Source organism: Prevotella dentalis DSM 3688, assembly GCF_000242335.1.
Lineage (GTDB): Bacteria > Bacteroidota > Bacteroidia > Bacteroidales > Bacteroidaceae > Prevotella > Prevotella seregens.
Map to the genome: position 1 here is coordinate 316,751 of NC_019968.1, position 22,776 is coordinate 339,526.

Annotated in this window: 11 protein-coding genes and 1 tRNA gene; 2 read left to right on the top strand and 10 right to left on the bottom strand. The window is 60.5% G+C overall.

Annotated elements, in window-relative coordinates:
* The first annotated feature begins 21 nt into the window (after positions 1-21).
* Positions 22-96 (top strand) — tRNA-Val (locus PREDE_RS08645).
* Between the two features lie 68 nt (positions 97-164).
* A complete protein-coding gene (locus tag PREDE_RS08650) occupies positions 165-1,421 on the top strand; it encodes a type IX secretion system plug protein (protein ID WP_005846579.1) in 1,257 nt (418 codons plus the stop codon).
* 57 nt (positions 1,422-1,478) lie between these two features.
* On the opposite strand, the gene PREDE_RS08655 is transcribed toward PREDE_RS08650, so the two are convergent.
* The 10 genes from PREDE_RS08655 to PREDE_RS08700 all read right to left on the bottom strand — a co-directional run bounded on the left by PREDE_RS08655 (position 1,479) and on the right by PREDE_RS08700 (position 22,771).
* Entirely contained in the window at positions 1,479-4,022 is a 2,544-nt protein-coding gene (locus tag PREDE_RS08655) for a glycosyl hydrolase 115 family protein (RefSeq protein ID WP_015310386.1), read from the bottom strand.
* A 104-nt stretch (positions 4,023-4,126) separates the two neighbouring features.
* The gene (locus tag PREDE_RS08660; protein WP_005846582.1) at positions 4,127-6,073 is read right to left on the bottom strand and encodes an alpha-glucuronidase; all 1,947 of its coding nucleotides are present in this window, start codon (positions 6,071-6,073) and stop codon (positions 4,127-4,129) included.
* Positions 6,074-6,089: 16 nt separating this feature from the next.
* Entirely contained in the window at positions 6,090-7,796 is a 1,707-nt protein-coding gene (locus PREDE_RS08665; RefSeq protein WP_005846584.1) for a glycoside hydrolase family 43 protein, read from the bottom strand.
* 206 nt (positions 7,797-8,002) lie between these two features.
* Entirely contained in the window at positions 8,003-11,293 is a 3,291-nt protein-coding gene (locus tag PREDE_RS08670) for a hypothetical protein (RefSeq protein ID WP_005846586.1), read from the bottom strand.
* A 350-nt stretch (positions 11,294-11,643) separates the two neighbouring features.
* A complete protein-coding gene (locus PREDE_RS08675) occupies positions 11,644-15,561 on the bottom strand; it encodes a hybrid sensor histidine kinase/response regulator transcription factor (protein ID WP_005846587.1) in 3,918 nt (1,305 codons plus the stop codon).
* 115 nt (positions 15,562-15,676) lie between these two features.
* Entirely contained in the window at positions 15,677-16,642 is a 966-nt protein-coding gene (locus tag PREDE_RS08680) for a glycoside hydrolase family 43 protein (protein ID WP_005846589.1), read from the bottom strand.
* A gap of 18 nt (positions 16,643-16,660) precedes the next feature.
* Complete coding sequence (locus PREDE_RS08685; RefSeq protein ID WP_005846591.1) at positions 16,661-17,764, bottom strand: endo-1,4-beta-xylanase; 1,104 nt, start codon at positions 17,762-17,764, stop codon at positions 16,661-16,663.
* Entirely contained in the window at positions 17,754-19,289 is a 1,536-nt protein-coding gene (locus tag PREDE_RS08690) for an MFS transporter (RefSeq protein WP_005846593.1), read from the bottom strand. The genes PREDE_RS08685 and PREDE_RS08690 overlap by 11 nt, the downstream gene beginning before the upstream one ends.
* A 48-nt stretch (positions 19,290-19,337) precedes the next feature.
* Positions 19,338-21,269: a sialate O-acetylesterase gene (locus PREDE_RS08695; protein ID WP_005846595.1), complete on the bottom strand. Its 1,932-nt coding sequence runs from the start codon at positions 21,267-21,269 to the stop codon at positions 19,338-19,340.
* The gene (locus PREDE_RS08700) at positions 21,266-22,771 is read right to left on the bottom strand and encodes a glycoside hydrolase (protein WP_005846597.1); all 1,506 of its coding nucleotides are present in this window, start codon (positions 22,769-22,771) and stop codon (positions 21,266-21,268) included. The genes PREDE_RS08695 and PREDE_RS08700 overlap by 4 nt, the downstream gene beginning before the upstream one ends.
* Between the last annotated feature and the right edge of the window lie 5 nt (positions 22,772-22,776).

The following is a 22,776-nucleotide window of genomic DNA, read 5'->3' on the forward strand; positions in this document are numbered from 1 at the left end:
GTTAGAAATAACAAAGACGATAGGGGTATAGCCCAGTTGGTTTAGAGCGCTGCAGTCACATTGCAGAGGTCATCGGTTCGAGCCCGATTATCCCTACCTATCAAGCATTCGGGCGGTTGAGTTTCAACCGCCCGTTTTTGGGTTTATCAAATCATGGCTTCACTATGAAACAGGCTATTCTGGCCCTGCTGCTCACCGCCCTCCCGCCCCTCGCCGCCCTCGCCCAGCGCAACGAGGTGAAAAGTGCACGCGTGGCCACACTGCAGGTAACGGCGGGCAACAACTGGCAGGACATCCCCCTCATTACCCTGGGACAGGAGACTCCCATCGTCATCGCCTTTGACGACCTGACCCACGACTACCACAGATATACCTATCGGCTGGAACACTGCGAGGCCGACTGGAGTGTGTCGGAGGAGCTGTTTGCCAGCGACTACTGTGCAGGATTTGCCGAAGGCAACACCATCGACGACTACAGCCCCTCGGTGAACACCAACCAGCTCTACACACATTACCGGTTGCAGATTCCCAACGACCGCTGCCGGCTGAAGATGAGCGGCAACTACAAGGTCACCGTCTACGACGAAGATGCCGGCAACAGCGAGATGCTCACGGCTTGCTTCATGGTGGTGGAGCCGCAGATGAAAGTGGGCATGGCCGTGACAACCAATACAGACCGTGACCTGAACGGCCGGCACCAGCAAGTGGCAATGACCGTAGGCTACGGCAACTTGCGCGTGACCAACCCCGTTACACAGGTGAAGACGGTGGTGATGCAGAACGGACGATGGGACAATGCCGTGGTGAACAGCAAGCCGCAATATGTAATGAACGACGGACTGCGCTGGGATCACAACCGCGACTTCATCTTCAATGCCGGCAATGAATACCACAAATTCGAAATGCTCGACATGAATCACACCACGCTCGGACTGGAAAGCCTCGACTGGGACGGGCAGATGTACCATGCACGCGTGTGGACCGACGAGCCGCGCCCCAGCTACATCTACGACGAAGATGCCGACGGAGCTTTCTGCATCCGCAACTCAGACAACGACGGCAACGACGTACTCTCGGAATATGCAATGGTGCATTTCCGGCTGAAGTCGCCGCAGCTGCCGGGCGAGGTGTATCTCAACGGGGCCTGGACCAACGACCGAATGCTGCCTCCGTACCGGATGCAATGGGACGATGCACAGCAGATTTACGAGGGTGCCGTATGGCTCAAGCAGGGCTACTACAGCTATCAATACCTGCTGCTGCAGGCCGACGGCACCACGGTGCCTGTGCCCTCGGAGGGCAATTTCTACCAGACGGAGAACCGCTATCAGGCTCTGGTCTACTTCCGCGAGGCCGGTGGGCGCACCGACCGGCTGGTGGGCTATGGCCAATGCCGGGCAAACAGCCAGCCCAACCACTGACCCGGACGGCTGCCCAAGCCTTCGGCACTGCTCCCGGCAGCAGTCTTACAGGATGCTTCAAGGCCGTCGGCCAGCGGCGTGGAGTCCGTCTACAAAGATGGTGTAGGGCGACTCCACACCGAACAGGTATTGCGGACGATAGCCGCCAAGGTCTACGACTATCTTCTCGAAGACGATGCCCGGATCCTTCGGATGGAGTGTCAGCGTATGGACGGTCTGATTGCCAAGCGGCAGTTCCACCACGCAATCCACGACACGACGGGCTACCGTGGGGTAGAACTTGGTATAGACGTTTTCCGGCTGCTCGTTCAAATCGCGATTAAAGTTCACTTCACGACTCTTGCCATCGAGGTTCACGACGAACACCAACCCGCCTTGGTTCAGATAATCGAGCGTTGACTTCACGATGACATGCACTTTCACCGTGGGCACATGCGACACCGTGCTGAAACGATAGGCCAGCGTTGAGCGGCCCGTACCCACTGTATAGGGCATCAAGGCTATGCCATCCTCGCTGCGTCCCACGTAGGGCAACACCGTCCATTGCCCGCCCCCGTCGGCGTTGGCCTCCTGATAGTGGACGGCTTCCATCACCACTTGGCTGTCGCGCTCGGCAAAACTGTATGCCCCCCACCCGTCATTCTCTATCCGATAGACGCTGGGGCAGATGTCCTTGGCAAAGTTATCGTTCCAGCTGGTATAGCCGATGTGCTTCTGTGTCATCATTCCTTTCCACTTGCCTCCGGCAATATCATGGTTGTAGGCGGCACAAAGCATCGAGTCACGACGGAAAGCCGCCTCCACGCGGTCGGCCCACAGATTGGCCGACGGGTCGCCCAAGGCGTAACGTGCATGGTTCATGGCCTGAGCGTAATACATCTGATAAAGGTTACTCATGGCCTGTACCGGGAAGAGTATCAGCTCCCGATAGCTGTCCTGCTGCTCCGGACGCAGCGACACAAACTGGCGCAAGGCATCAGCTTCCAGCCGCATATAGTCATCGGCCACTCGCTGCCACTCGCCCGACTCCAGGTTATAGGTTCTTGCATCCAGCATCTCTGCCGTGCACCGACCGGCATACTTGCCTTGCAAATTCAGAATGCGGGCAGCCTCGACAGCCGCCTCTCTTCCCCAAGCCGCCTCGCAGAAGTCGCGCGTGTGCGCCAAAACTCCCTGCACATCGTAACGTTCCGGGTTCCAAGCCATGTCGAGGAAGAACTGGATGGGATACTCCATGGGCTTCAGATCGCCCACATTCAGTATCCACATCTGGCGGATGCCATACTGGGCAGCCAGCTGCAACTGTTCCCACATGTTCTGCGTAGGAGTCACGTTAAGCCACTTGGTGTTGCGCGGCGCCCCCACATAGTCTACATGGTAATATAGTCCCCAGCCATCCCTACGGTTGCGTTCCTTGACCGAGGGCACCCGACGCACGTTGCCCCAATTGTCATCACAGAGCAGCAACGTCACGTCGTCGGGCACCCGCATGCCCTTGTCGTAGTAATCGAGCACCTCTTTATAAAGAGCCCACACCTGCGGAGTCTCCTGCGCCGGGCGGCCCGTTACGTCGGCAATGATGCGTCGCTGGTTGTCCACCACATGTTGCAGCAGCCGCGTGTCGGCCTCCTCGCTCATGGCAGCATCGCCGTCACCACGCATGCCGATGGTCACCACATCCTCCGTGCCCTTCATGCGCTCAAAGCCTTCACGGAAGAACCGATTCAGATTTTTCTCATTCGTCGCATAGTTCCACGCCCCCCACAAACTGCGCTGACTGGCGTATTCCTGATGGTTGCGCGCCATCGGCTCGTGATGCGACGTGCCCATGACGATGCCCATCTCGTCGGCAGTCTTCGTGTTGAGTGGGTCGTCTGCATAGAAAGCCCAGGCCCACATGGCCGGCCACATGAAGTTTGCTTTCAGTCGCAGCAGCAATTCAAAGCACCGTGCATAGAATTCGTGTCCGCCACGGCGCGTCTTAAACATGTGCTGCACCCATGAAGTGAGGCACGGCGCCTCATCGTTGATGAAGATTCCACGGTAGCGCACAGCAGGCTCACCGTCGGTATAGGTACCCCGCAAGGCATAAATACTGTCATGGTGCACCGTGGGCACATCGGCCCACCAGTACCAAGGCGACACGCCAATCTGCCGGCTCAGCTCGTAAATGCCATAGATAGTGCCGCGCCGGTCGCTGCCCGCAATGACCAGTTGCTGCCCCACAAGGGTGATGATATATTTCTCTGTCTTTCCCTGCAAGGCCTTGCCGTCGATCCCTCCCTGACGTGCCATTCTGTCTATCACCCGGCTGTGTCCCAGCGTGCCCGCCACGATAGTCGCCCCATCACCTCGGTCAGCGACCGATACCGTGGCATCATGGCCGGTCACCCGCCCAAAATCGAGTGCCAGATTACGGGCTGCCAGCAGCACGCCTTTCTGGTCGGCCGCATCCACCCAAATGGTGGGCCGGGACAAATCCACGTCGCCAGCCTTGAAGCTGACCAGACGGTCGGCTGCCCAGAGCGTGTTAGAACACAAGCCCAATTGGGCCAAAAGCGAAAGGAGTGAAAGGAAGAGGCATTTCATACCGTGTCTCATGGTCTTATGGTTTCGGCGTTGTTTTCTTTGTTGAATGTTGACACCGTGAGCCGTTGGAGCGGCCATCAGCAGGGCGGCTGCCAGATTTCCAAACCGTGTCATGTCTATTCGATGGGTTGATGGGAGAAAGTTTGAAAATAGTCCAGGCATGTCTCACGCCACTCCCGAGCGTCGTTCAGCTGCACCTGCAGCAGTCCGTCCACCTGTTGCCAACACTCGGCATCGACATAGGGGCGCGTCGAGCTGCGCCAAAAGTCACGATACACCTCCACCATCGACACGCCCAGCCGGTATTTGCAGCAGAGTTCCTGCCACAGAGTGTTGCCCGACTGCATGCGGTAGTCCCAGGGCACATGGTGGAACCACAGCAGCAACTGTTCGGGACAGGTCTCCAGCCGTTCGTACTGCGTAGCATAGGGCTCGCGGTATTGGGCCGTGGCTCCGCTGCCGGTGGCCACGGTTCGGTCAAAGCCAATGCCGGCCGAGTCGGCCCGGTGGTAGTACACGGGACACCACTCCCGCGGATAACTGGCCTTGAAGCCACCGGGCTCCGGCCCATAGTGATGGTCGAACTTGAAGAGATGGTGCAGTCCCAAGGGCATCATATAGTTCACGCAAGCCTCGCGCGAAGTCATCATCATCATGCCCACAGGAGCGAGGAAGCGTGCGTCCGCCGTGTGAAAGGTCTGCCTCAACCACTCGTCTGCAATGGCTTCGGCCGAGAGTTCGGGGTTCCAGGCCAGCCTCCCGAAGGCATACCAGTTGGCTTGTGAGAAAGGGTGCCCGCACCAATTGGCCGTGTCGCCGACGTTGGCCACGCCGGCAACACCCTTTAACCGCGACGGCTTCACCTGCTCAAAGAACTCTTTCCACATCGGTGCCAGATACACCAGATGCCTTGACTGGCCCAGGTATTCCTGTGTAATCTGCAGCTCTGCCAGCTGCGATGTACGCTCCATCCGGTCGAAGATGGGGGCATAGGGCTCACGTGGCTGGAAGTCGAGCGGCCCGTTTTTCGACTGCAACATCACGTTGTCGCGAAACAGTCCGTCCAGTCCGGCAAATTCCGAGACGGCCTGCTTCACACGATCCTCATGCCTGTGACCTGCGCCGTAGACAAACGAACGCCACACCACCTTTCCCCCGTAAGGGGCCAGCGCATCGGCCAGCATGTTGGCTCCTTCGGCATGCGTGCGGTGGTAATCGCCCGGACCAGGCTGTCCCTCGCTGTTGGCCTTGACCAGAAACCCGCCAAAATCGGGCATCAGGGCATAGATTTCGGCTGCCTTCCGCTGCCACCAGCGTCGCACACGGGCGTTCTGCGGGTCGGCCGTGCGCGTGTCACCCAAGGCCATTGGCGAGGCAAAGTTCACAGACAGATACACGCGAATACCATAGGGACGCAGCAAATCGGCCACCACCTGCACCTTGTCCAGATAGATTCTGCTAAGCATCTTCGGACTGGCATTCACGTTGTTGAGCACCACGGCGTTGATGCCCACCGAGGCATTGGCCTGGGCGTAGAGGCAGAGACGGGCCCGCAGACTGTCGCTCATCCGGCCGGCGGCCATCTGCTCCCACTTCCAAATGCTCCGTCCGGCATAGCCGCGCTCCACACTCCCGTCGGGATTGTCCCAGTGGTCGAGCATGCGCAGGGTCAGGGCCGGACGCTCCATGCAGTCATAAGGGCCGGTCTCCGCCTGTGTGTTCTGGCGGCGCAGCAGGGCGTAGGCTCCGTAGAGCAACCCCACCGCACTGCTGGCCGTGACCGTGGCCGGGCGCGGGCCCTGCAGCCGGAAGCCGTCGCCCAGGCGCGCCGCCGTGTCGAGCACCAGCGTGACATCCGAACCACGATAGCCGTCGGCCAGTGCCTCACGGGCCAAGGCCACCGTGGTCTCCGTCGCATGCGGAGCCGTAGGCCCGATCCCCCGCACCTTCACCCGGCAGGGAGAGTCCGGAGCGGTGCCGCCCAGCCACAGCAGACGGCCGTCGTCGGCCCGGCTCCAGAGCGTCCAGGCCAGCAGTCCGAACAGCAGTCCGGCGCGTTTCATCCAAGCGTTCACAGGTTTACTGATTCTTGGTGGTGGCATAGAGGCCGATACAGGCCCCGATGAATCCGCCACTCCGGTGGGTACTCAGGTTCACGGCATCCACGCCGCGGGCCAGCAAACTCCACGCCTCGTCGCCGTCCACGGCGTACCAAAAGTCGTAGTAGCGGCCGCGGCCCTCTATCTTCAACTTCACGGCCTTGTCGGGAACAAAGGCCGAAGCGATGAGCGTCCTGCCCTTTTCCGTGCGGTAGAGGGCCAGGGCCGTGCGGCCGTCCAGCCAGGTCTTGCCAAACACAAAGTTGTATTCCTCGTTCTGCAACAGGGCGAATCCGGCCAGCCCGGCGTCTGTCCGCGGCGAGAAGTCCACCCGCGTCTCGGCCGTGAACGCCGTGTGCTGCTGGCGCACCCACAGTGCCGACAGGCTCTCGCGCTCGGACACGCTTGCGGGCAGGGCGTTGATGGCGAGGCCTTCATTGCCCAATTTCCAGAAGTCCGAGGGGTTGCGCAGGAAGAACCAACGGCTGTCCAGCGTGTCGGCAGCAAAGCCGTCGGCATAGCCGAAGTTGCCCGACACCAAGTCTTCGCGCTGGCGGTTCACCGTCTTGAGCCGCGTCTGGATGCCCCGCATGTCGTTCACGGTGGCAATGGCCTTGCCTTTCTCCAGTATCATGGGCCAGCCGTCCTTCCACGTCACGGGCAGCAGATAGGTGTCGCGGCCGGTGTTGTAGAAGTCTTTCTCATAGGGGCGGCAGGCCAGGAATACGGCCCACCACTGTCCGGTCTGGTCTTCCACCAGGTCGGCATGCCCGGCCGAGGTCACCCTTTCGGGGCGGTCGGGGTCGAGTCCCTGCCGCTGGGTCAGGATGGGATTGTGTGGACACTCCTCCCAGGGGCCCTGCGGCTGCCTGGCCCGCAGCACCACCTCGCTGTGCCAGTCGCCCGTACCGCCCTCGGCACACATCAGATAGTAGTGGCCGCCCCGCCTGAAGAGGTGCGGGCCTTCTATCCATATCGGATTCTTCTGCACGTGGGTGCCTCCGCGCAGTATCTCCTTGAAGTCGCCCTTGATGGAATCTCCTTTCACGTCGAACTCGAACAGGCGGATGGCCCGCTGCCCGCTGTACTCGGTCTGGCCGGTCACCGGCGCATTGTGCACGATGTAGCCCTTGCCGTTGTCGTCGAAGAAGAAGCTGGGGTCAATGCCGTCTACCTTGGGCAGATAGATGGGTTCGCTCCATCCCCGGGCGGGGTTCTTGCTCTTCACATAGAAGTTTCCGCGGCCCACGTTGGTGGTAATCATGTAGAAAGTCTTGTTCTTCCGGTTGTAACTGATGGCCGGCGCGTAGATGCCGCCCGACACACGCTGCCCGTCCAACGGCAACTGCGACGGCCGGTCGAGCACATGTCCCAGCAGTTTCCAGTTCACCAGGTCCTTGCTTACCGACAGGGGCACGCCCGGAAAGAACGAAAACGAGGAGTTGACCAGGTAATAGTTGTCGCCCACCCGGCACACCGAGGGGTCGGGATAGAAGCCCAGCCGCACGGGGTTGAGATACTGGCCGGTCGCGTCCAGCGGCTTGTCGAACCGGGCATCACGGCCCTGATAGCTGAAGTATTTGAAATGCGCCGTTTGTCCTGCAGCCGCGGCCGAGAAGGCGGCCGCCATGAGTAGGGTTAGGAATCTTGCAGACTTCATGAGTTGATGGTTTGGTGTCATGGTCATGTTTGGATGTTTTTGGTGGTGCAAAGATAAGGAAAAGCCGCCTCAACGGGCCAGCCGCATGTTTTCTTTTGTTTTCTATTTGTCTCATCCGACAGGAAACACCGCATTTGCACCGCCTCCCCCAACAACAGCGCCGACAGCCCGCTGTCTGCGAGTCGCCGGCGCCCGTCGGAGGCCCCACGGTCGTAGGGCCGGTCTGTCCTATCCTATTTTTTCAGCACTTTTTTGGTCAGCACGCGGCCGTCGCTCAAGGTCTGCTTCACGATGGTCACGCCCGTGGCCGTGCCGGCATTGAGCTTGCGGCCCGAGAGGTCGAAGTATTCCTCCCTGGTTACGCCGGCACCGCCGTTGTCCACCACGCCGCGAATGCCCGTGGCATAGTCGTAGCCCGGGGCCGACCCCTTGAGCACGAGCAGCACACCGTCGAAGAACGAGCGCGTGTCTGCGCCGCAGGTGAACTTCAATTTCAGCTGGCCGTCGGTCACCACCACGTCTTTGATGGCGCAATACTTGCCGTTGTCGAGCGAGGGCTCCACGCTGGCCGCGGCCTGGGGCACCATCACACTGTCGTCCTTGGCCGAGGTAACGGCATGGAAGTAGATGTCGGTGTTGCCGCTTCCACGCTCCAAAGCCCGTGCGAAGACATTGTAGGTGCCGGCCGGCAAGTCGGTAATCTGCTGTTCGGCCGTGTAGCCGAAGCCCCACGAGGCAATCATCGAGTTGGCCACGTCGCAGGTGCCTTTGGCATACTTGTACTGGGCGTTGCCACCCCATGGGTAGTGGTAGACGAAGCCTCCTGTCCAGCCTTCGCCCGGCGTGATGGTCCAGCCCGGCGTGTTCTCGGAGTTCACCACACCGGCCACATCGCCCGGAGCAGTGACATAGATGTCGGGATTGTTCACGAATACCGAGCAGTTGAAACTGTCCACATAGTTCTCCAGCGTGGTCTCGTCGGTCTTCTCGGCGAAGAGCGTGTTGTTGGGGTCCTTGAGTTGGGCATAGAGTCCCTGCCTGATGGCGTCTTTCACCTGCTGCTTCACGTCGGCATCGTCGGTGAGTGCACGGTTTACAGCTGCTGCGAGCTCGTCGGTGGCGGAGCCGAGTTTCTGGGCCACGGCTAGCCCGCTGACCATGGAAGCCGTGAGCGTCTCTACCACGCGGCCGATGTTGGTGGCGGCAGCGGTCGAGGTTTTCAGCTCGTCGATGGCGGTCTTCAGCTCGTCGTTGTCGGTCAGCACCTTGCCTTCGTACTTGGCAATTGCGGCCACCACGTTGGCGTAAGAGCTGTGGTTCTCAAACTTGGTGCCGGTGCGCATGTCGCGGGCTTTCTGGGCAGCCTCCACCATCGGGTCGTAGGTGTCGCAGAGCACGCGGTGGTCTTTCAGGGCCGTGGCAGCCATGGTGAGGCGTGCCGTGACGGCCTTGTAGACCGACGGAGCCGTGTAGACCTTGCCGTCGATCTCCTCGACGGCGGCCTTCAGCGCGTCGAAGTCCGTGCCGGCATAGCGTTCGGCCTTATTCTCGTCCAGTGCGGCCTTGGCCAATGCCAGGGCATTGTTGAGCTGTGTGGTCTCTTCCACGCCCATCACATTGGGCAGATACTGCAACCGCACGTTGCCCAGCAACACCTCCACCCATGCTCCCTGCTTGCCGTCGGCATCGGTGGCGGGTGTCCATTTCAGCTTGTAGTTGCCCGTGGCCTTGGGTTGCAGGCTGACCTCGACGCGTGTCGAGCCCGAGACGGTGCCCTTGGAGCCGTTCATGTTGGGCAGTGCGGCATCCACGCGGCTCAGGGCGTCGCTGCCGTCGGGGCCGATGAGCTGGAACTTTACATAGGGCGCACCCTTCCAGGCGGCAACGTTGTAGGCCAGCTTGTACTTCTTGCCGGCTTCGAGTTTCACCTCGTAGCCCTCGGTCTCGCCATAGATGCCGCAGCCACCGTCGTCGGCCGCCGCCGTGCGCAGATAGAGCGCACCCACGAAGTCGCCGCCCTCGCCAAACTTGAAACTGCGCGGGCCGCTGCCGGGATTGGTGCCCTGGGGCACCGCGGTGGCTCCGTTATAGACCGACCAGCCCATGGGGATGGTGCCCTCGCCCTTGGCCGCAATGGCTTGGGTGATGCTGTCGGCCATCACGTAGTAGGCGGTGTCGTTGGGGTCTCCGCTCACTTGGCCGAAGCTGAGCTCCAGCGTAACCTTGGTAAATACGGCCTCGTCGAGCATGGCTTCGGGGTAGACTCTGGTTACCGTCAGGTCGTGCTGCCCAGCCGTGAGGTCGCCGCTGCCCGTGCGGGTAAAGGTAAAGTCGGTGGCAAAGCCCTCGTTGGGCGTCACGGTGAGCCTCTCGCCGTCCAGCGTGGCCTCGATGCGGGAGGCATCGGCTTTCTTGTTGAAGCTCATCTTGAACTCCTTTTGGACCACCGGCAGGTTGAAGCTGCCCTGTTCGGGGTCGGCGGTTTTCATCACGGGCAGGTCGTAAGCCGAGCTGTTGATGTCGGTAATGTTGGCGTCCAGCGCGCCGGTCTCGCCCGCAAAATTGGGCACCACGCCCTCGGGGGCCATGTCGCCGCTGTACTTCAGCTGGTAGGCCGCATCGGTGGGATTGCTGAAACTCACCTCGATCCGCTCGTTGCCGGTCTGCGGATACCGGTCGTCGAGGAACACGTAGAGGTAGCCGTCTTGATGCAGTTCGGTGGTGAGCACCTTCACTTCGCTGCCGTCCATCCTCACGGTGCAGGTGCCCTCGGGCAGCACCAGCTTGTCCACGCCGGCGGCGGCAAGCAGTTCTTTGTTGTTGGTGGCAAAGCCAAAGTCCACGCGTATCACGTCGTAGTTGAAGGTGACGGCCCTCACGCCGGCCTTCTCCACCGTCACGCCGTCGAGATAGAAGTCGCCGGGATTGTAGACGCTCAGGGCCAGGAAGAACTTGTCCTTGGCCTCGGCCGCCATCTCCCTGTTCCTGTTGGCCTTGTAATAAGCGGCTTGGGTGGCTGCGTCCTTGTAATAGAACATGTGCGTGAACTTCGTGAAACCGTTCTCGTCGAAGCCCGTGTCGTTGTAGCGGAACTCCTTGCCGCCGGGCGAAATAAAGGGCAGGTCGTCGTCCTCGACGCCCTGCATGAGCTTGCAGTCCACCTTGGTGCCCTTGTCGCTTGTGCCGTCCAGGTTGTAGGTTTTGGAGCCCTGCACGTAGTAGGTCACGCGATACGTGGTGTTTTCTTCGATGGGCAGGTTGCGGAATTTCACCGAGCGCTGCCACGTGGTGCCCTCCGCCGCGTCGCTGTTGTAGAAATGCAGCGAGCCGGCGCCCTCGCTCTTGGCGGCGGTGCTTAGGTCCCACTTGTCTCCTTCGAGCTGGTTGATAAACTCATAATAGCCCACGTCGGTGGCCGTCTTGGTCTGCTCGGCGTTGAATCCCTCGCTGACCAGCGCCTGTGCGCGCAGTCCGGCGGGTATCATGGCCAGCAAGCCCAAACTGAGTAATAGTTCTTTCTTCATAAACCTCTGGGTCTTTGTTGTTGATGATTAGGTCTTTATAAAACTGTTGCAAAGGTAATGAACGGAGGGTGTTACGGGCTTTTCGATTTGTTTCAGATGATTTTGTTTTTGTAGATTCTCCCTGCGGGGGCCTTGGCAGCCGCATGACGTGCACGCCAAAGCGGGGATATGCCACAAGAAACAAGCCGTATTCGCACGGCCATTACGGCGCAATCGCACAGCCGTCACGGCGTAATCGCGCGGCCGTTACGGCGCAATTGTACCACCGAAAAGGCCCCGTCGCGGAGGTTGCGCGACGGGGCCGAACGGGCACGCGGGCCTCCTGCAACGGGCGGGAGGCCCCGGGGCGGCTACTTGCCGCCTTTCCGGACGATGTATTCCGAGGGCGACATGCCGAAGTGTTTCTTGAAGACGGTGGAGAAATGGGCCTGGTTGGAGAAGCCCACCTCGAGCGACACCTGGGCGATGTTGAGCTTCTGCTCGCACAGCAGACGGGCCGCCTGCTCGAGACGGATGTTGCGAATGAACTCCGACGTGGGGATGCCGGTCATGTCCTTGAGCTTGCGGTGCAGCTGGGCGCGGCTCACCCCCACCTCGCGGGTGAGCATATCGACGTTGAATTCGGGATTGTCCATGTTCTCGTTGATGCTCTTCATGATGCGGTCCATGAGCTGCTCGTCGTTGCCCTCGACCTGGATGTCGACCACTCTGTCCCTCTGCTGCTGGGCGCCGGAGAACTTGCCGCGCAGACGCAGCACGTTGTTCACCAGGTTGTTGATGGTGACGTGCAGCTCTTCGAGGCTGAAGGGCTTGGCCATGTAGGCGTCGGCCCCCTTCTTGAGACCCTCCAGACGGTGCTGCACGTCGCTCTTCGAGGTGAGCATGATAACCGGCACGTCGCTGATGTTGCTGTTGGTCTTTATCATGCGCAACAGGGTGAGGCCGTCCATTTCGGGCATCATCACGTCGGAGACCACGCAGTCGAAATGCTCCGTGAGCAGCAGTTTCAGGGCTTCCTTGCCGTTGGCCGCCGTCTCGAACTTATAGTATTCGCCCAGCTCCCGAGCCACGTAGAGGCGTATCTCGGGGTCGTCGTCGACGATGAGCACCCGGTAGTTTCCCGTGCGTTTCCTGCCGCTTTTCTCCGGCATGGGGGGCTCCTCCTTGGGCTTGAGCTCCTCGGCCGTGAAGTGGCTGTTGCCCAGCGGTATGCGCACGCAGAACACACTGCCCGGCGCGCCGGTGCGATTGGCTGCATGAATGGTGCCGTGGTGCATCTGCACCACCATCTTGCAGAGGTTCAATCCGATGCCCGTTCCCTCGACATGCGCGCTGCCCTTGCCCACGCCTTGGAAGAAACGGTCGAAGATGCGGTCTATATTGCCCTCCTTGATGCCCACGCCGCTGTCGACGACTTCCAGCCGGGCATAGTGGGCCAGCGGCGTGCCGGCCTCGCCGTCGTGGCCCTCGCTGAGGCGCAGGGTGACGATGCCGCCGTCATAAGTGTACTTGAAGGCGTTGGCAAGCAGGTTGCTCGCCACCTTGTCGAACTGCTGGCGGTCCACCCAAGCCATGAGGCTACCCTCGGGATGCTCGTAGCGGAACTCCATGTTGCGCTCGCGGGCCGCAAACTCGAACATCTTGGCCACGCCGCCCACAAAGGCCACGAGGTCGGTTTCCTGGCAGTGCAGGTGCATCTGTTTCTTGTCCATTTTGCGCAGGTCGAGTATCTGGTTCACGAGCGAAAGAATGCGGTTGGCGTTGCGTTCGATGAGGCTCAGCTCCTCGCGGGCCGCGCCATCCAGCCCCTCGCGCTTCATAAGCGAGTGGAGCGGACCCATGATAAGTGTGAGCGGCGAGCGGATGTCGTGGGTGGCATTGATGAGGGTCTTCATCTTGTCTTCCTCAAACTGGTGGGTCTTACGCCGGTTATAGTAGAACAGGGCCAGGTAGGCGAAGGCGCCGATGAGCAGCAGATAGACCATCCAGGCCAGTGTGGAGCTATACCACGGCGAGCGGATGACCACCGTAAACACCTTGACCGGCGAGAGCATGCCATAGTCGGACGCGCGCACCTCGATGCTGTAGGAGCCCGGTTCCATGTGGTTGAAGGCCACGCTGTTCACGCCCTCGCCCGTGTGCTGCCACTTGCTGGCACCGTTGATGCGGTAGTAATAGGTGATGTTCTCGGCATTGTTGTAGTTGAGCAACGAGAACTCCATGACGAAACTGTCGTCCTGATAGGACAGCGTGAAGTGGTTGTTGTCGAAGACCGGGCCGTCGGCAATCTGCGAACCATACGACAGGGTGGAGCCGCTGATGGGCTCGCCGTTGATGAGGAAGTTGGTGAGGTGAATCTCGCCGAGCGTCCATTTGGCCCGGTCGAGGTCGGCGGGGCGGAACACGGTGAGGCCCGAGCCGGTGACAAAATAGACGCGCCCGTCGGGGCCTTTGGCTTCGGTGTTCGACACATACTCGCGCGACGACAGCCCGTTGCCGTGGACATAGCCCACAAACTTGCGGCGGCGGCGCTGGTACTGCCAGATGCCCATCGACGTGGCACACCAGAAATCGCCGTTGGGTTCCACCACGATGCTGCGCCAGGCCTCGTCCCTCAAGGTCTCCGCACCGGGGAACGGCAGCATGCGGCGGCGGCGCACGTCGAGCAGGTAGAGGCCTTTCCCGGTGCCCACCACCATGTTGCCGTCGGTGTTGCGGGCCAGCGCGGTGACAGATGTACCCGCGAAGAAGTCGGGCGGCAACAGGCGGAAGCTACCCATGCGCGTGTTGTAGGCCGAGAGGCCCGACGACGTGCCGAGCCATATCATGCCGTCGGCGGTGGGCAGCATGCAGTGTATCCAGTCGTTGCAGAGGCTGCCATCGGGGCTGCCCTTCTGGAACATGGAGTAATGACGCACGGCCCGGGTGTCGGGGTTGTAGACGCCGAAGCCCTTGCCGAAAGTGGAGAAATAGAGATTGCCGTCGCTGCCTTCGACCACCTGGTTCACGAAATCGCCATCCGACGGTGCCACGAGCTGCGAGCCGCCGGTGGCCGGATTGTAGCTGTAGAGCCCGCGCCCGGCCCCCAGCCAGTAGCGGCCCTTGCGGTCGCGGCAGATGGAATAGGCGTTGGCCGGCGAGGCCGGGTGGGCCGTGATGCGGCCCTCACGGTTGAAACCAATGACTCCATTGTTCTGCACCACCGTCCACACCGTGCCCCCGTCGCCGAAGCAGACCGACGAAACCGACGAGCCCACGGGATGCCCCTGGGCGGCAAAATCCCAGTTGGAAAAGATGGCTTTGTGGTCGGGAATCATGAGTACGCCCTTCTTCTGGCAGCCCACCCAGAGGTTGTTGGTGCGGTCGACAAAGAGGGCATAGACGTTGGCCGTGTTCAGATTGAAGGATGAAATGGGATTGGCCACGCGCTGGGCCTTGCGCTGCCCCTTGGGCACGATGAAGAGACCGGAGCCAAGCGTGCCGATGTAGAGGTTGCCCCAATGGTCAGTCGCCATCGACTTGTAGGTGGCATGAGCCGCCAGCATCTCGCTCACGTCGATGGGGCACTCGGCCAGCCGGCCGTTCTTGACGAAGAACAGACTGCTGCGAGTGGCAATGAGCACGCCCCCGGCATAGCCAATGAAGGCTTCGACCTTGCCCTGACCCAGCCTGCGCTCGACAATGCGGCCGCTGCGATCGCGGCAGGTGAACACGTTGTTGGCTCCGCCCCGCCAGAAATTACCCTGCCCGTCAATGAAGATGCGGCTGTAATAATGGTCCTCGGCCTTGCTGGCATAGCCGTGGACTGGTGTCAGCCGGTGGTTCTGCTCGTCCACGGAAAAGAGGCCGTAGCCGGCCGTGCCCACCAGCAACCGGCCATCGGGGAGTTGCACCATGCTGCTGATGCGTGGCTGATGAGGCTCGGCGTAGGGCTGGAAGTCGTCGGAGTGGGGCTCGTAGCGCATGAGGCCGTCACCGGTTCCCACCCACAGGTTGCCCTGCCGGTCGACAAACAGGCATGACACGGCATTGCTCATCAACGAGCGCGGATTGGACGAATTGTGCAGGTAACTGGTGAAACGGTAGCCGTCGAACTTGTTCAGTCCACGGTCGCTCGCAATCCATATCTGGCCGGCACGGTCTTGAATGATTTGGGTAATGAGATTACTGGAGACCCGGTCTGAATCATAGAAATATCCTGACTGGGCCTGCAAGCGCTGACCGACGACGGCCAGGACAAAGAGCCATAATAAAAAGATTCTCCTCATCAGGTGAAAAGGTTAGGCGGCATGGTTTTACCGATGCAAATTTACACAAAATATGACAGCATTCTGCACGTCCGCCCCTTTTTCCACGCCGACGAGGGCTTTTCCTTGCCAAAAATCAGTCATTGCTCACCTTTTGGATGGCGCCGTCCTCGTCGTAGTACAGCTCCTGCACCTTGAGCGAACGCAGCCAAGTGGTACCACGGCTGGGCACGCAGTCGTGATAGAACAGGTACCAACAGCCCCTGAACTCGACTATAGAGTGGTGTGTGGTCCAGCCCACCACGGGATCGAGAATCACGCCCCGGTAGGTGAAAGGGCCATAAGGGTTGTCGCCTGTGGCGTAGCAAAGCAGATGGCTGTCGCCCGTGGAGTAGGAGTAGTAGTAGCGACCCCGATATTTGTGCATCCAGCTGGCCTCGAAGAAGCGTTGCGGGTCGTCGGCCCGCAACGGACGGCCTTGGGCATCGACGACGGGCACGGGGCGCGGAGCCTCGGCAAACTGCAGACAGTCGTCGGTGAGACGGGCCACCCGGCCGGGCAGGGCGGGCTCATCGCCCTCGGGCAACCGCTCGGCCTTAAGCATCTTGTTGTCGCGATACCACTGGAGCTGGCCGCCCCAGATGCCGCCGAAATAGACATAAACGGCCCCGTCGTCGTCCTTGAAGGCACAAGGGTCAATGCTGTAGGAGCCGCGAATGGGGTCGGGCTGGGGAACGAAGGGGCCCTCGGGGCGGTCGGCTACGGCCACACCGAGATGGAAAACATCGTTCTTATCCTTGCACGAAAAGACGAGATGGTACCTGCCGTTCTTCTCCACCACGTCGTTGTCCCACATCTGACGGCCGGCCCAGGGCACCTGCTCGAGCGAGAGAATACAGCCATGGTCGGTCACGGGACCCTGTTCCACCTGGTCGAGCGAGAGCACATGGTAGTCGCGCATCTCGAAGTGACCGCCGTCGTCGTCCTCGGCAGAGCCGCTGTCCCTGTCGTGGGAGGGGTAGATATAGATGCGGTTGTTAAACACGTTGGCCGAGGGATCGGCCATATAGTCCTCGGGAAAAAGATAACGGGGATGATTCATAAGAATAAGGGTTTGGCGTTATTTGAAGAGGTTGACAATCTGATCCACCACCGGTTTGGCCCTGCCTTGGCGGTCGAAGAGCAGCCCATAATTGGTGCGTCCACGGATGGGCCAGTCGTTGAGCCAGGAGCCGCCATCGGTGAGTCCCCACAGTGTGACGCGCTCTATCTGGCTGGCATGGCGGCGGTAGATGCGGAAGAAGTCCATCCAGCGTGCGTCGATCTGCCGCTGCACGTCGGCCGGGACTCCGTCGGCATAGGGGTTCATCGGCTGCTGGAACGCGTAATTCTGCTCTATGCCGGCCCCTCCGAAATTCCGGGGAGAGGGCAGCACGTTGAGGTCGAGTTCGCTCAAGCTCACCTTAACACCGCAGGCTGCAAAGCTGTCGATGCTGGCCTCATAGTCGGCCAGGTCGGGATAATCGAGTCCCTGGTGGCTCTGCATGCCCACGGCATCGATGCGCAGCCCCTCGGACTGGAGGTGACGCACGAGGCGGCACACGGCCGTCCGTTTGCCAGGCTTGGCCATGGAGTAGTCGTTGTAGTAGAGTTCGGCATCGGGGTCGGCCTCATGGGCCGTGCGGAAGGCAATGTCGATGAACTCGGGACCGATGATATTATAATAAGGTGACCGGCGGAACTCGCCATTGTCCTCGACGGCCTCGTTCACCACGTCCCAGCCATAGACCTTGCCTTTGTAGCGGCCCACCATGGTGCGGATGTGGGTCTGCATACGGCGAATCAGTTCGTCACGCGAGACGACGGTGCCGTCGGCATGCTTGAAAAACCAGTCGGGAGCCTGCGAGTGCCACACCAGACAATGGCCGATGAGGCGCAACCCGTGCTTCTCGGCATAGCTCACCACGGCATCGGCATCCGTGAAATCGTAGACTCCCTCGCGGGGGGTGACCTCGCCGCCCTTGAAGCAGTTCTCGGCCACAATGGTGTTGAAATGTCGGTCGACCAGCGCATCGGCCTGCGCGTCGCCGCCGGCCGTAATGCGGGTGTTGAGGGCCACGCCCACCTGAAAGTAAGGGCCGAGGGCGTCTTTCAGCCCCGGCTGTTGGGCCTGAGCGGCCAGGCCGGCCCAGAAAGCCGACAAGAGCATGAGTTTATTCTTCATTGGAAACAGAATGTTTGACGGATGATTGAACTGAGACGGCAGAGGGTGTGGGTGCCCCTGCGCCCGATGTGTAACGGCCGGCACCCAGCAGCCGAATCCAGCGGCGGCCGGAGAGTTCGGACTGCATCCGCTCATTGTAGACCTTGGTGATGGGGCTGCGGTGCAACGCCCACACGCCCACGGCCAGCGAGAGTGCCGGCACAAGGCTCGACGTGAGCCGGATGCCCGTCTCGGCCATCTCGCTCTGCACAAGCACGGCCCCCGAGCCGTCGCCCGACGCATAGCCGAAAACAGAGAGCAGGAACCCCGTGAGCACGCCGCCGAAGCCCAGCCCCAGCTTGAGCGAGAACGTCATGCCGGAGAAGCAAAGCCCCGTGGATCGGCGGTTGGAGAGATACTCCACATGGTCGGCCACGTCGCCCATCATGGCCCAGAGCAAAGGAATGGTGGGGGCGTAGGCCAGACTGCGCAGCAGGTTGAGCACAAACATGAGGGGCACGTCGGTCTTCTGGGGAATCCAAAACAGGGCTGTAAACAGGGCCGTGAGCAACAGGCAGACGGTGACCACCTCTTTCTTGCCATAGCGGCGGGCCAGATATTGCGACAGGCAGAGGATGCCCAACAACTGGACGAGAGCGGCCGAAATGTTGAAGACGGAGAAGCCCACGCTGTAGGCATAATGCCTGTCCACCTGCATGCCCAACACATTCAAGAAGTCGGCCAGCGACTTGTGGTCTACGGCATAACGGAAATAAAAGCTCATGGCCGAGTTCCACATGGCCAAGGCAATGAACAGAAAGAACGTGAGCAGCACCACGGCACGCCACGAAGCATCGGAGATGGTGTCGCGCAGATCCTCACGCAGGCTTGTCTGCTGCAAGGGCGGCGGCGAGACACGCTCGCGCGTAATGCGGAAGGTGGCCATGAGACAGCAGAACGACAATACGGAAAAGAGCCCCACCGTGAGCAGCCAGCCCTGTTGCCGGTTGGCACCACCCAGATGGTCGACAAGGGGCAGCGTGGCCCCCTGTACCACAATCTGGCCGATGGTCACGGCCACAAAACGGTAGGTGTTGAGCGAGGTGCGCTCGCCGATGTCGCTCGTCATGACACCGCCCAGCGAGCAGTAGGGCGTATTGACCATCGAGTAACACGACATGAGCAGCACATAGCTCACCGTGGCATAGATGGCTACAAGGGCCTTGTCGGCAATGCCGGGATTCCAGAAAGCCAGCACGTAGAACACGCAGAACGGCAATGCCGTCCAGAGTATCCACGGCCGGTACTTGCCCCAGCGCGTGCTGGTCTTGTCGGAGAGAATGCCCACGGCCGGATCGACAAAGGCATCGGCCACGCGGGCTATGAGGAGCACGGTGCCAGCTACAAGTCCTTCGAGACCGAACACGTCGGTATAGAACATCAGCTGGAACATCAGCATCATCTGGAAAACGAGATTGGCAGCGGCATCGCCCATGGCGTAGCCTATCTTCTCGCGGGCCGGTAGTTTCTGTTGGTTTACGGGCATAAGCAGAGATTGAAGCAAAAACGAAACAGTGGAGTTCGGGAGAAATACTTAGGGTTCGACGGTAATTTGGAATGGCGAGGCGGGCAGACCCTCGGGATTGTAGAGGTTGGCCTGTTCGGGGTTGTTCTTCCAAGCATAGCGCACGGCCGTGGGCCGGGACACGGTACCCAAGGCAATGACCACCGTATTGCCCGATACGCGGGCCTCCACATTGTGGAACCGCCCGTCTTCGCTCCGCAGCTCAAATTCGCTCAAAGTGTCGGCCGGGCGCAGTTTCTGGTCGAAACGTACCACCACATACGGTTGGGACTGCCCCCCTACTCCACGGCTCATCAGCCGAGCCGCCACTGGCTGGGGCGACAAGGCTGCGTGCCTGTTGCCGCGCAGCCGGTCAAGGGCCAAAGCCACGCGGTCGGCCAGCTCTCGCTTGCGCAAGGGGTGGATGTCGTTGGCCTCGCCCAAGTCTATGGCCACGGCCAGTGCGGCATGGGGGTCTTCGAGGGCAGAGAGTCGCTGGGCCTCGCGCAACTCGGCCCATCCCGACTCCTGCGGCTGGGAACTGGGAGCCATGAAATTGGCCAGTTGTACAATGACTACAGACAGACTGGAGTCGGCAAACTGAGTGCGCCAGTCGCCTTTGAGCTTACGCAGCATCGTGCGGTATTCGCCGGCACGGTCGGTATTGGATTCACCCTGATACCACACCACGCCTGCCAGCGCATAAGGAATGAGCGGATGGAGCATGCTGTTGTGCATCACGGTGGGCAGGTATTGCGTGGTGACATCCTGCTGCGGACAGGCGGGCATGCGGGCTCCGATGTGGCTGCGCCACTGCTCGGAGAGCTGAAGCACGTCGTCGGGAGTGAACTCAAGCTGGTATTTCTTGCCCCGCGTGAAAGCGGGGGTGCCCGTCTTGTTGACAAAACGAACGGCAATCACATTGTCGCCCTCGTGCAGCAAACCGGCCGGCACGGCATAGCGACGCGGTGGATACTGGTAATAGGTGACACCCACGCGCCGGCCATTGACGTAGGTGTGGTCGGCATCATAGAGCATGCCCAGCACAAGCAAGGCCGGCCGGCCGGCGTGGGCAGCATCAATATGGACATGCTGGCGCATCCAGACTGATCCCACGACACCTCGGCCATCCACCTGGGCCCAGTCGCGGGCATACTGGTTGGCGGCGGGCCATGTGCCGTCGTCGAAATCAAGTCCCGTCCAGCCTTGGTGCATGCCAGGGTCGGTCTCATCGAGCAACTGCTGCCAACGGTCGTTCATCAACTGGTTGGCACGTGTCTGAGAAGCCACATAGTCGGGGGTGTAAAGCGAGGTGCGGGCCGTGTACTGCGGAAAGTCGCGCTGTAACGAGTCGGCCGGGAGCCAAGCCTCGATGGGTGTTCCGCCCCAGCTGTTGCAGATGATGCCCTGCGGAATGCCTGTCTCGGATTGCAGTCGACGACCCAAGAAATAGCCCAGAGCCGAGAAATCACGGGAGCTGGCGGGCGTGAGCGTCTGCCAGCCCGAGGTTTTAAAATCGGTTTGCGGCCCACTGACGGAGGCAACCTGATCGACCCGCAACAGACGCACGCGGTCGTTGGCATAATCTTCGGTGAACCCAGGATACTGGGGCTGTACACGGCTCACGGGGAGGTCCATGTTGGACTGACCCGTGCAGAGCCAGACATCGCCGATAAGAATATCGTCGAGTTGACAGTGCGCGAAGGTCATGGTGTAAGGGCCACCGGCCTTCATGGCGGGCAAATCCACGCGCCACCGCCCCTTGGCATCGGCCCGAACGACATAGGATTTCTTGTTGAACACAATGGTGAACTGCTCGCCGGGCGATGCCGTGCCCCACACCGGAACAGGCTTGGAACGCTGCAATACCATGCCGCTCTGGAAGATGCGGGCCGGAACGACCTCGGCTTGTACCCCACAGGCCAAGAGACAGCAGAAGAGAAGAAGGAGCGTTTTTTTCATCGTACCACTACTTGATGTCCTTGATGGATGTATATGCCGCGCTGTGGGCGGGCCACACGCTGGCCCTGCAGATTGTACCACGCATCGTCGACCATGCGCGGCATACAGACTGGCTCCGAGATGCCTGTGGCAGAACGGTCGATGCGGAAAATGAACGTGGAGAAGCTGCGTGCCGGAATAGGAAGACTGAACCGCTGGGTGGGAGCCTCGACAAGCAGTGTCTCGGTGATGCCAATATGGCCCTCGGTAGAGGTGATGCGCTCGCCGGAGATTGCTTTATAGGGCAATACGAGATTGAGCGTGAGGGGGCGTGGCAGCGTGTCAATGGCATTGACGATGAGCGAATCGCCCTTGATGAAAGCCGATGACTCGAAGGTTTGGGCCTCCTTGTTGATGCTACTGTTACGGTCGAGCATGGTGGCCCCCACAAGGTGCCGGGCAAACTGCCCCATGATGCGGCCACGGTCGAGCACCTTGCCATAGGTGTTGCCAGGCTGAATGGTAGTCTCACCGCTACCAATGAAACTGTAATGGGACACCATGTACCAGTAGACATAGGCCGAGCCACCGGCCAGCATCGTTTCGTTGACATCCTCGGCAAAAAGCAGTTGCTCGTGCCAAGTGGGAAGGTCGCGAACCTTGGTGTCCGACTGGCTGTCGCCGTCGGTGTCGGCCCGCGGATCTACGATGTGCTCTGTCATCCATGCGCCGATGCCGTAGGGGGCGGCCATGGCAGCCGCATGTTTCATGTATTTGAACGGAGCATGACCATAAGTGTGGCCGCCCAGCAGGTCAATGTACTGTCGAGCTTCGGAATCGTTGAGCGTGGGCGCATAATAATTGGGCGTGTAGCCCAGGGCCTCACCACTCATCAGCTTGACTCCAGACGATTTGTCGAAACGGGAACCATACTCGCGAACCAGCGTATCAAGTTCCTGCGGAGTGTAGTAGCAACCGCTGTAATCAGGATGCCAGTCGGGCTCGTTCTGGATAGACACTACGTCGACCGGGGCCCCATTGTTGCGCATATAGCGCATGAAAGTGTTGAGCCAAGGGAAGAAATCCTTGTACTTGTCGCGGCGGAGCTTGCCGATGGTACCGTCGGCGAGCTGGCCGCGTGCACTGTTATTGGTCTTGAAACTGGCGGGAGGACTCCAAGGTGCGGCAAAGATGATAGCCCCATACTGTCGGGCACGTTTTACGGCTGGCAGGAACCCGTGCCAGTCGTAGGGCGTGTCCCAAGGAGTGGTGACATCGCCAATGGTATTGGGCGACACCTCCATGCGAAGGATGTTGAGCCCCACCTCGGAGTCGGGACCGTAGAGCTTGTCAATGACACTGACATCATTGATGGGGGCCATAGGGCCGCTCATCGCGGCCGCACCAAATCCGGTGATGGTGTGTAGACGGCCGGAGCTGACCGTAATGTTGACCGTCTGGGCCATAGCTGGCAAAGCGGCCATGCCCATCAACAGGCCAAGGAGGTTTTGTATGCGTTTCATGATTC